The organism is Glutamicibacter sp. AOP38-B1-38 (assembly GCF_052377485.1).
GTDB lineage: Bacteria > Actinomycetota > Actinomycetes > Actinomycetales > Micrococcaceae > Glutamicibacter.
The window spans coordinates 125,970-136,593 of record NZ_JBQSWU010000009.1 but is presented as its reverse complement, the minus strand read 5'-3'; the positions used below and the strand labels follow the sequence as shown (position 1 = coordinate 136,593).

9 protein-coding genes are annotated in these 10,624 nt (G+C 58.9%); 6 read left to right on the top strand and 3 right to left on the bottom strand.

Annotation, left to right across the window (positions count from 1 at the left end):
- The 3 genes from ACT3TP_RS07440 to ACT3TP_RS07430 all read left to right on the top strand — a co-directional run.
- The coding region (locus ACT3TP_RS07440) for an LPXTG cell wall anchor domain-containing protein (RefSeq protein WP_444620120.1) at positions 1-218 on the top strand (218 nt) is incomplete at its 5' end.
- Between the two features lie 103 nt (positions 219-321).
- A complete protein-coding gene (locus tag ACT3TP_RS07435; RefSeq protein WP_444616824.1) occupies positions 322-1,095 on the top strand; it encodes a DUF5819 family protein in 774 nt (257 codons plus the stop codon).
- Entirely contained in the window at positions 1,086-2,159 is a 1,074-nt protein-coding gene (locus ACT3TP_RS07430; RefSeq protein ID WP_444620118.1) for an HTTM domain-containing protein, read from the top strand. Before ACT3TP_RS07435 ends, ACT3TP_RS07430 begins: the two co-directional genes overlap by 10 nt.
- 90 nt (positions 2,160-2,249) lie before the next feature.
- Here the strand turns inward: ACT3TP_RS07430 and ACT3TP_RS07425 are convergent, their stop codons facing one another.
- Together ACT3TP_RS07425 and ACT3TP_RS07420 are read right to left on the bottom strand one after the other, a co-directional pair.
- On the bottom strand, positions 2,250-3,632 hold the full coding sequence (locus ACT3TP_RS07425) for an NAD-dependent succinate-semialdehyde dehydrogenase (protein WP_096289298.1): 1,383 nt from the start codon (positions 3,630-3,632) through the stop codon (positions 2,250-2,252).
- A 270-nt stretch (positions 3,633-3,902) separates the two neighbouring features.
- Complete coding sequence (locus ACT3TP_RS07420) at positions 3,903-4,964, bottom strand: aldo/keto reductase (RefSeq protein ID WP_444620116.1); 1,062 nt, start codon at positions 4,962-4,964, stop codon at positions 3,903-3,905.
- A 257-nt stretch (positions 4,965-5,221) separates the two neighbouring features.
- Between ACT3TP_RS07420 and ACT3TP_RS07415 the strand changes: the two genes are divergently transcribed.
- Positions 5,222-6,796 carry a hypothetical protein gene (locus tag ACT3TP_RS07415; RefSeq protein WP_444620114.1) on the top strand — a complete coding sequence of 525 codons (1,575 nt, stop codon included), beginning with the start codon at positions 5,222-5,224 and terminating at the stop codon, positions 6,794-6,796.
- A gap of 170 nt (positions 6,797-6,966) precedes the next feature.
- On the opposite strand, the gene ACT3TP_RS07410 is transcribed toward ACT3TP_RS07415, so the two are convergent.
- Positions 6,967-7,110, bottom strand: coding sequence for a hypothetical protein (locus ACT3TP_RS07410; RefSeq protein WP_444620112.1), 144 nt, complete (start codon positions 7,108-7,110; stop codon positions 6,967-6,969).
- A 172-nt stretch (positions 7,111-7,282) separates the two neighbouring features.
- On the opposite strand from ACT3TP_RS07410, the gene ACT3TP_RS07405 reads away from it, so the two are divergent.
- Entirely contained in the window at positions 7,283-8,068 is a 786-nt protein-coding gene (locus ACT3TP_RS07405; protein ID WP_096289304.1) for an alpha/beta fold hydrolase, read from the top strand.
- On the top strand, positions 8,065-10,620 hold the full coding sequence (gene hrpB, locus ACT3TP_RS07400) for an ATP-dependent helicase HrpB (RefSeq protein ID WP_444620110.1): 2,556 nt from the start codon (positions 8,065-8,067) through the stop codon (positions 10,618-10,620). Before ACT3TP_RS07405 ends, hrpB begins: the two co-directional genes overlap by 4 nt.
- The last annotated feature ends 4 nt before the right edge of the window (positions 10,621-10,624 follow it).

Genomic DNA, 10,624 nt, shown 5'->3' with positions numbered 1-10,624 from the left:
CTGATGCGAACACTGAAGCTAATACCGATGCGAATACTTCGGATAACGCTGACGCGAATTCCGGTGATAATGACGGAACGCAGAAGGATAAGCAGTCCAATAAGGACCGTCTTGCAGATACCGGAACCAACGGTTCACTGCTGATCGGTGCGGGGGCACTGTTGCTTCTGATGCTTGGTGCTGGAGCTACATTGCTAGCTCGTAAGCGCAAAGCCTAAAGCAGTAGTTATTTAGTCCAGAAATAGGAAGGGGCATCCACGGATGCCCCTTCCATTTCGCATTAAGAATTTCATCAGGTATGAAATTTATAGGAAGGTCCGAATGGGAGAGAATAATCAGATGAGGCAACAAAGAACGAAGCCAAAAGTAGCTACACTGATGGTTCTCCTTTTGGCTGGAATCGCCGCCCTTGGCCATATTGGGGCAACCATGGCATTCACCGGACCTTCAACTCCTATCAAGACCTCGTTGCAACCTGAACTTAATAGGTATTTCCTTGGGCCCTTAGATCAAGGATGGAGCCTCTTTGCACCTGGTCCGTACTCGCAGGATGAATACTTCACGTTCCGTGCGTGTCTTTCTAGCATGGATGTTTGTGCCGGAGGGCAGTCAAAGGGTGCAGAATTTACTGAATGGCGTAACGTGACTGCTGAAGAAATGGCCAAACGAGCAGGCAATATGTTTGCTGATCGGGAAACTAAGCAATCTAAAGTGATTCATGGTCGTTTGTGGGGCGCTACATCAGATTTGAGCAGCGACGCACGCTCTGAAATTGCGAAGCCGTTCATCCAGGGAACCCCCGTTTTCGGGGTGGATCTTAGTTCTCCGGAAGCTATGGATAAATATTCTACGTCGGAGCTATCAAACCTTCGCGCTTATAAGCGACTTGAAGACACAGCGGTTGGATTTGCATCTTTGTACGCCATCGAACAATGGGGTGGGGCCGCCATCGTTGAAATCAAACTGCGACGAGAACCAGTCACATCATTCGCGCAACGGCATAATCTTGATGCAGAAAGCACCCCCATAGAGACCAATATTGGATGGCGTGATACAAGAGAATTTAGCGAAGCGGCGGTAGCGGCATGGAAATGAAATTAGATCAGAAAAATGATCCGTCCATTCGAAGCTGGATTTCTAGAAACAAGAGTTTGCCTGCGGATTCGTTTGCGTGGGTCTATCGTTGGTTCGTCAACGAACGCCATGGTGCATATGGGTTAGCCGTAATGAGAATGGCTTCTGGGCTCATCATTCTGGGATGGTTGTTGATTAATGCACCTATCGCAGTCAAGATTTGGGGTCCTGGCTCGGAATACCTTGAACCTTATCGAGCTGTTCTGGGGTACAACTGGCCACTTGATATCCTTCGTGACGCTGGCCTTGGGTTCTTTGTCAGCTGGTATGTCGTCGCAATCCTCTTGGCTGTTGCATTCACAATCGGCTGGAAGACACGGATAATCACACCCCTGTTCTTCATTTTCTACACCGCTATTAATGCGCAAAACACGCCGATATCCGACGGTGGAAATTATTTCATTCGTATCATGCTGATCTACCTGATTTTTGCGGATCTTTCGAAACATTGGTCGTTCGACGCGTGGTTGAAAAAGCGCAAGGGTAAAGCGAACCGTGAGTTCGAAATAGTAACGGTACTCCACAACATTGCGTTGTGCCTCATAGTTGCTCAGCTATGCATTGTGTACCTCGAAGCTGGCCTCTACAAGGTGCAGGGAAACCTGTGGCAGAACGGCACAGCCATGTATTATCCGATCAGTTCCGAGGCCTATGGTGTATTCCCATGGATGAGTGAGTTGCTATCCTCCAACTCATGGATCGTTGCACTGATCACGTACGTTACGGTCATTGCGCAAATAGCATTCCCATTCATGCTCTTCCATAGGATCAGCCGAAGAATTGCTCTGATTACAATTCTGGGCATGCATATCGGAATTGCTGTGGTTATGGGACTACCATTTTTCTCCGGAATCATGGCTTCCGCAGATGCCGTCCTAGTTTCGGGCGCGACTTGGATCACCATTCAGGCTTGGTTGGCAGGATGTTGGAGGAAGGTCATTCGTCCGCGCAATCGAGATGCAGTCATAAACGAATCGGAAGATTTGAAGACCGAATCGAAGGACGAAATTTCAGCATCCGTGTAGAAAATTAAAAAGATAAACTTGAGGGTGGGCTTCCGATCGGAAGCGCACCCTCAAATTTATCTGCAGTACGGGTCTAGAATCCGTAACTCATTATTCGCCGATGTAGAACAGGCGCTTGTTCACAAATTCTTCCATGCCCAGCGGCCCGAGTTCGCGGCCGAAGCCCGAACGCTTCACGCCACCAAAGGGCATTTCTGCACCCTCGGCAGCTGCAATGTTGACGTTCGCCATTCCGGACTGCAGCCCCATAGCGACCTTCGCGGCGCGGGCCTCGTCGGTGGAGTGCACCGAACCGCCTAGGCCGTAGATGGTGTCGTTGGCGAGCTCCAGCGCTTCGTCATCGCTGCTGACCTTGTACACCACGGCTACCGGGCCGAAGAGCTCTTCATAGTAGGCGCGCATGTCCTTGGTGACACCGCTGAGTACCGCGGGGGAGTAGTAGGCGGTTGGGCCCTCGTGCAGCACGCCGCCGGCGTGCAAAGTGGCGCCCTTGGCTACCGCGTCCTGCACCTGGGCGTCAAGGTCTTCGGCGGCCTTGCGCGAGGAGAGCGGGGCGAAGGTGCCTTCAAGTTCGGCCAGCGGGTCACCCGGGGTGAGCCCGTCGGCGCGCTTGGTCAGTTCGGCGACGAAGCCGTCAAAGATATCGTCCATGACGATCATGCGCTTATTCGAGTTGCAGGCCTGGCCGGTGTTGTCGATGCGGAAACCCCATGCGGTTTCGGCGATGCCGGCAACGTCATCGGCGTCAAGAACGACGAACGGATCCGAGCCGCCCAGTTCCAGCACGGCTTTCTTCAGATTGCGTCCGGCCTGCTCGCCAATGATTGCGCCTGCGCGTTCGGAGCCGGTCAGCGAGACACCCTGAATGCGCGGGTCGGCGATGATCGTGGAGATCTGGTCATGGGTGGCGAAGACGTTGTTGTAGACGCCGGTGGGCACCCCTGCCTCGTCCATGATTTCTTGGAGGGCCAGTGCCGAACGCGGGCAGGACTCGGCGTGCTTGAGCACGATGGTGTTGCCCAGCATCAGGTTAGGGGCGGCGAAGCGGGCCACCTGGTAGAGCGGGAAGTTCCACGGCATGATGCCAAGCAGCGGGCCCACTGGACGGCGCTGGACGACTGCCCGGCCTCCGGAGAAGGACTTGATCTCCTGGTCTGCGGCCAGAGTTGGGCCCTCGGTTGCGAAGTATTCGAAGATCTCCTTGCAGTATTCTGCCTCGCCCACGGCCTCGGATAGCGGCTTTCCCATTTCAATGGTCATGATCTTGCCAAGTTCATCTGCGCGATCGGCGAAGAGTTGTGCGACCCGGTTGACGATCTTCGCGCGTTCGTTGATGTCGACGTTCTGCCACGATTCAAAGGCCGATTGTGCCGCGGTGAGCGCCTGCTCGACCTGCTCGTCTGTAGCCGCCGGGAATTCTTCAACGATCTGACCGGTCGCTGGGTTAAGTACCTTGTAGGTCGGGGCGCTCATGATGCTCCTGTCTAGTCTGATTTGAGGTCTGGCGTGGGTATGTGGATTCCACGATACGCACCACGTCCGTAAAATGAATGTGAATCACTTCACGAAGCGTCTTATTCGAGCATATCCTCAGTTCAAAGATTCAGCCACACGCAGATCCGTTGGAACGTCTGGAATTTATGACTGATTCCTCGCGAATGTCTCCTATTCGCCGAGCAATGCAAAACACCCACAATACGTTTGAAGAAAGCGTCTTGTGGGTGTCTTGGCCAAACGCAAGAGTTAGCTGATTGCGGAGTTCTTCCACCAGTCGATTCCTGCGTCGCCCTGGGCGATCTCGGAAATCTCCTTGAGCTCGGACTCGGTGAACTGAAGGTTGTTCAACGCGCCAAGGTTCTCATCGAGCTGCTTGGTAGAGGACGCTCCGATCAGCACCGAGGTGGCCGCGCCCTCGCGCAGCAGCCAGGCCAGGGACATCTGCGCCAACGACTGGCCGCGGCGTTGCGCGATGTCGTTGAGCTTGTGGATCTTGGTCAGGTTCTCATCGGTCAGTTGGGCTTCGAGGGAGCGGCGCCCGCCCTGGCGTTGCACTTCGGTGCCGTTGAGATACTTATCCGTCAGCAGACCCTGTGCAAGCGGAGTGAAAGCGATGGCTCCCATGTCTTCCTTTTCCAAGGTAGCCAGCAGGCCATGCTCAACCCAAGGGTTCAAGATGTTGTAGGACGGCTGGTGGATTACCAGCGGGGTGCCCAGCTCGACTGCGATCGCCTTGGCCTGGGCGGTGCGTTCGGCCGAGTAGGAGGAGATGCCCACATAGGTGGCCTTGCCCTGGCGCACCAGGGTATCGAGCGCGCCGATGGTTTCCTCCAGCGGAGTCTTCGGATCGTAGCGGTGCGAATAGAAGATATCCACGTAGTCCAAGTTCATTGCCTTCAGCGACGCTTCTGCCGACGCCAGCAAGTACTTGCGTGAACCGTAGGTGCCGAAAGGCCCGGCCCACATCTCGTAGCCGGCCTTCGAGGAGATGATCAGCTCATCGCGGTACGGCATGAAATCCTTGCGCATCATGCGCCCAAAGTTTTCTTCCGCCGAGCCGGCCGGTGGGCCGTAGTTATTGGCCAGGTCGAAGTGGTTGATGCCATGGTCAAACGCGTGGCGTAGGACTTCGCGCTGGGTTGCGAAGGGGCGGTTGTCGCCGAAGTTCCACCACAGGCCCAAAGACAGCGGAGGCAGCACGAGGCCGGAATCACCGACGCGACGGTAGCCGAAGTTCTCATAGCGGCTAGCTGCTGCGACGTAGGGGCGGTGGCTGTCTGGATGCGGATTAACGAGTTCGTACTCCACGTAGAACCTTCCTGTAGAAAGACCTGTTGCTATCTGTGCACAACTCTATGGCAGAACTGCCGGTTCATCACCGATTTAAGGGCCACGAATAAAAGCGAACCCGAGTTCCAGGGGAGGGGCAGCCGAAAACTGCAGAGCATTTATTGGCATGCATCGCGGATTTCTGCGCGGCGCAGAAGAAGTCACGTCAGCAGAGAATAAGCGTGCCCGCGATAGGGTGAAGTTTGGATATGCTGCAAATAACTGTGAGGACCTTCGTGATTTCCAAAGCGACAAAATCCCTTGCCGCCATGCTGGTCTGCGGCCTGCTAGCCGGCTGCTCCTCGGGCGGGTCGGGGCAGAATCAGCAAGAACCCAACGCCTCAAATTCGGCGGTAGCTTCTCCGCCCAAGCCCACACCCGAGCCGCTGCCCGAGTTCGCGCAGGAGTTCAACAAGCGTTCCGATGGCAAGGCGGCCACCCTCACGGTGGGAGCCTCGAATCTCGGAACCAGCCTGAGCGATGACAATATCGGTGTGTCCTTCGAGGCAACCGAACTCAGCGACCCACGCTGGGACCCTGCAGCGGGCAATCTCGATGAAATGCTCATCGGGTTGGGGCAACCCGGATTGCGCTTCGGCGGCAATGTCCTGGATCGGGAGATGTTCTGGACCTCCACCGGTGAAAAAGCTCCCAAGGGCAAGACCCTGGTTACTCCACAAGACCTTGAGCGCGTGATGAAAACCGTCAAGAAGATCGACGCGAAGGTGACCATCGGCATCCCCCTTGGCACCTACGACCCGAAGCGCGGGGCCGATATGGCCAAGTACGCTGTAGAGATTTTCGGTGATCACCTGCTGGGAATCTCCATTGGCAACGAACCCAACGGGTATACCAATGATGCCCGCCCGGGACTTCAGATACGCGAACCTTCCCAGTGGAATGAGAAGAAGTTTGTCACCCAGGTGCGCGCCTATGCCAAGGAAATTGACCAGGAGACCGGACCCGAGGTTCCGCTCGTTGGTCCCGGAGTCTTCGACGGTTCGTGGATGAGCGCATTCCTCGACGCAAAACTCCCCAACACCACCGCGCTGACCCAGCATTACTACGCGACCTACGATTGTTCCTCGGATAATATTCCCGGCCGCGGCCCAGAGTGGCAGAACCTCTTGGACCCGGTGGTGAGCAATAGCGCCAAGAAGATGATTGGCATCGGTTTGGAAAAGGCCGAAGCGAAGAAGCTGCCGCTGTGGGTGGAAGAGACCGGTTCAACCAGCTGCCCGGGCACAAACAACACCTCCCGCACGCACGCAAGCGCGCTGTGGACGGTGGACCATATCTTTGACACCGCACGTTTGGGCGTGGAGCGCATGAACATGCACTCGATGCTCGGAGCCTGCCGCGGAGGCGCGCCGATGTCTGTGGTTTGCTCCGCCGAAGGCACCGGGGAACTGGGTGCAGGGCAGGTGCTGGCCCAGCCGAACTATCTTGCCATGCGCTTGGCGCGCTTGAGCGTCGGTAGCCAGTTCATGAAGACGACGCTCTCCGGAGACAAAAACCTCCAGGGCTACGCGGTCAAGGCGAAAAACGGCCGAGTGCTGGTCACCGTCGTCAATAAGAACGATGCGGCGAAAAATTCGAAGAACCCGGTCACGGTGAACGTTCCTCAGGGATACAAGGCCACCCGGGCAGCACAGATCCATGCCCCAGGCAACGGTGAGATTGAAGCCACCGAGCTGACGGCCATAGCGCCATTCGCCGCCAAGGGCAGTGGCGTGACTAAGAATGCGGCAGGAAAGCTGCAGCTGGATGTGGCGGCAAGCAGCGCCACCACCATCGAGTTCACCAAGTAGCGGCGCGGCTGATTAAAATGAAGAACCGATCCGCGGGTTCAAGGAGGTAACGTCCGCGCGGACCGGTTCTTCTAATTCACTCGCACCCTTGAGAAGGTAATAACCACTCTAGGAGGGGAAACTTACCGCCAGCTGGGTGCCAAGTTAACGCTTCCTAGGATTTAGCGTGCCTAGTAGTTTGATGGTGGGTCGGAGGCAGGGAATGATCCGTCTTCCCATTCCTCCACCATCTCCTCGTCATGATCGTGCTTCACGTGAGCTTTGGCTTGTTCTTGAGTCTCGGCGCCGACTTCTTCGTCTGGATGATTGCTCATGATGCTCCTTCCCTCGCAGGTCTAGGTGTCTGGGCGGTCAAACCGCCGACCACATACCTTCAGTGTCATACTTTTGCCGGTCAATGTCGATAGAAAACCGGCAACGCCGCCCGCACCGCGCGGCCGTAAATTGCCCGCTGGCTCCCAACAGGATTTAATCGCTAGTATGCCAATGATCAATAACCCCGCAGATAATTCCGAGATCTTCTTTGATGACGACGGTGCCGCGGGCGAGCCGATTCTTTTCCTGCACGGGTCGGCGCTATCCCGCTCGATCTGGCGCGGGCTGGGATACACCAAGGCGCTGGGCTCAAACCGCCGCACCATTCGCATGGACCTGCGCGGCCATGGCAAATCGGTGAAATCCCACCGGGCCGCCGATTACACCATGGAGAAAATCGCCGGCGACATCCATGCGGTGCTCGATCATCTAGGTATTGCCGCCGCACATATCATCGGCTATTCCTTTGGCGCCCGCAGCGGGCTGCAGGTGGCGATGCAGAGCCCCGAACGCGTGCTGTCCTTAACCATGCTCGGTGGCACCTTCGAGATCACCGACGGGGAAATCGGCAAGCTCTTCTTCCCCGGCTACCTCGACGTGCTGCGCCAGGGAGACATCGAAGGGTTTGTGACCGGTCAGGAAACCAGAGGACGGCTGGATCCGGCGACCAGGTTTGCGTTCCTTTCCAATGATCCGCTGGCCTTGGCCGCCTACTATGAGGCAGCGGAAACGGTGCAGAATATCGCGCTGAACCAGCTGGCTGAGATCAAGGTTCCCACCTTGCTGCTTATCGGCACGCGCGACCAGCCGCGCTTCGACCAGAACAAGATCATGGCTCGCGCCATGCCCAACGCCCGCATGGTGGCTCTGGCCGGGCGGACCCACGGCAGCACGCTCTACCCCATCGAACCGGTGGTGAGTGCGATCGAAAATTTCTGGACGGCACCGCGAGCATGAGCCGGGCAGCCTTCAACCTGGAACGCATCGCCGCGGGGTTGGCCTTCGGTCCCAGCCGCGCGGAACTGCACGCCGCGCTGTGTGCCCATCCAAACCAGCCGCTGGTGATTCAAGCGCCACCGGGCTCGGGCAAAACCACCATCGTTCCACCGACTGTGGCTGAAGCGCTGGCGGTGCAAGGACTCACCGGAAAGATTATCGTCACCCAGCCACGCCGGGTGGCGGCACGTGCCGCGGCCCGACGCCTGGCCCAGCTCGATGGTTCGGCCCTGGGAGACCGGGTAGGTTTCGCGGTACGCGGGGAACGCCAAAGCTCCGCGAACACCCAGATTGAATTCGTCACCGCCGGCCTGATGCTCCGCCGGCTGCTGGGGGACCCCGACTTGGCAGGAGTCAGCGCGGTCATCATCGATGAGGTCCACGAACGGTCCATCGACACGGACCTGTTGCTGGCCATGGTCAACCAAGTCAGCGAACTGCGTGATGATCTCAGCCTGATCGTCATGAGTGCCACCCTGCAAGCCCGAGAGCTGTCGCAGCTGCTGGCCCGGCAGTCCCCGGCCCCGGTGCTCACCGCCAACACCGCGCAATTCGAGGTGGCCGAGCTCTTCGACAGCTTTGCCGGTAAGCGCAACTCCGAGCGCGGGTTGAGCGACGAGTACCTGCGCCATGTCGCTCAGGTGGCGGTGAAGCATTCGCGCCAGCAAAACCACGGTACCAAGGCCACGGTAGATACCTTGGTCTTCGTTCCCGGAGCACGCGAGGTCGACCGGGTCTGTGCCCAGATCGGGGCCTCGGGCATCCAAGCCTTTGCACTGCATTCGCAGATCCCCACCAAGGCCCAAGACGAGGTACTCAGCGAGCCTTCGGCTTTGCAGGGACCGCGAATTATCGTTTCCACCTCGATCGCCGAATCCTCGCTGACCGTACCGCGCGTCCACCTGGTGATCGATGCCGGCTATGCGCGCGAACCACGCAGGGACGCGGCACGTGGCTTTGGCGGCCTGGTGACGGTGGTCGCCAGCCGTGCCGCGGCCACGCAGCGTGCCGGCCGTGCCGGGCGGCTCGGGGCAGGAACCGTGGTGCGGACCCTTGACCCCAAGTCCTTCGCGGCCGCACCGGCTCATTCGGCCCCCGAGATGCAGACCGGAGACCTGGTGCAGGCCGCGCTTTCTCTGGCCGCTTGGGGTACCCCGCGCGGTGAAGGGCTCGCCCTGTGGGAGGAGCCGCCGCCGGGCACAATGCGCACCGACGAAGAGGTGCTGCGCAGCTTGGACGCGGTGGACGAGCAAGGAAAAATCACCGCCCTGGGCGAACGGATGGTGAAGATTCCGGCCGACCCACGCACCGCCCGCGCCTTGCTGGCCGGTGCCGAGCATTTCGGCTCGCGTCCCACCGCGGAAGCGGTCGCACTGTTGGCGAGCACCGAACGCATCGCCAACGCCGATCTGAACGAGCTGCTGAGCTCCGTTCGCCGGCCTTCGCATCCGGGACACCGGGCCTGGGTGCAAGAAGCCAAACGTCTTGAACGCCTCGCCGGGCAGGTTCCGGCCGTGGATCCTGACGGGGCGCTCGCCGGAGTCTGCGCTCTGGCCTACCCGCAATGGGTGGCGCGCAAGGTCCAGGACAACGACTACCTGCTGGCCTCGGGCACACGCGCTTCGCTGCCCCGCGGAAGCCATCTGGCCCACTATGAATTCTTGGCCATCACCGAGGTCACCCGGGCCGGGACCAGCACCGGAGCGGTGATCCGCCGCGCCGCAGGTATCGAGTGGGAACAAGTACTCGGCCTGCTGGGCCACCTGCACCGGATCACCGAGAGCGCGAAACTGGTGGACGGGAAAATCTCGGCACGCAAGGTCGAATCCTTCGGCGCCATCGAGCTTTCCGCCCACCCGATCAAGGCCACCAAGGAACTCGGCCGGCAGGCGGCGGCAACGGCGTTGCGCGAGCAATCGCTGGCGCTCTTTGGCGAGCAGCCGGCCTTTGAAGCGCTGCGGCGCCGGATGGCGGTGGCCTACCGATTACTGGGTGCGCCTTTTGTGCCGGTAGATGAGCCGACGCTGGTGCAGACGGCGCAGCAATGGCTGGCCTCCGGCCTGGAGCAGATCGCCGCGGGGAAGCCCGCGGGGAAGGTCGACCTCGTCGGCGCGTTGCGCACCCTGTTGCCGTGGCAGCATGCGCACGAATTCGACTCGTTGGTTCCCGAGCGTTTGCAGGTCCCGTCCGGATCGCGGATTCGCATTGGCTATCCGCCGGTGGATGAAGGCGGTCCGGCGGTGGTGGCGGTCAAGCTGCAGGAGTGCTTCGGGCTTAGCGAATCCCCGCGGCTGGTGCGCGGGATGCTTCCGGTGCAGTTCCATCTGCTTTCACCGGCTGGCAGTCCGCTTGCGGTGACCGAGGATCTCATCTCTTTCTTCAACGGACCCTACGCGCAGGTACGCGCCGAAATGCGCGGCAAGTATCCGCGGCATCCCTGGCCCGAAGACCCGTGGGAACATCAGGCGACGGCCTACACCAAAAATCGTCTGCGCCGGGAAAGCTCAAAATAGCAGC

Excerpts from the sequence above, each read along its gene's own strand:
- ACT3TP_RS07435 (WP_444616824.1), top strand. The coding sequence starts at position 322 with ATGGGAGAGAATAATCAGATGAGGCAACAAAGAACGAAGCCAAAAGTA.
- ACT3TP_RS07430 (WP_444620118.1), top strand. The coding sequence starts at position 1,086 with ATGGAAATGAAATTAGATCAGAAAAATGATCCGTCCATTCGAAGCTGG.
- ACT3TP_RS07425 (WP_096289298.1), bottom strand. The coding sequence starts at position 3,632 with ATGAGCGCCCCGACCTACAAGGTACTTAACCCAGCGACCGGTCAGATC.
- ACT3TP_RS07410 (WP_444620112.1), bottom strand. The coding sequence starts at position 7,110 with ATGAGCAATCATCCAGACGAAGAAGTCGGCGCCGAGACTCAAGAACAA.
- ACT3TP_RS07405 (WP_096289304.1), top strand. The coding sequence starts at position 7,283 with ATGATCAATAACCCCGCAGATAATTCCGAGATCTTCTTTGATGACGAC.
- hrpB (WP_444620110.1), top strand. The coding sequence starts at position 8,065 with ATGAGCCGGGCAGCCTTCAACCTGGAACGCATCGCCGCGGGGTTGGCC.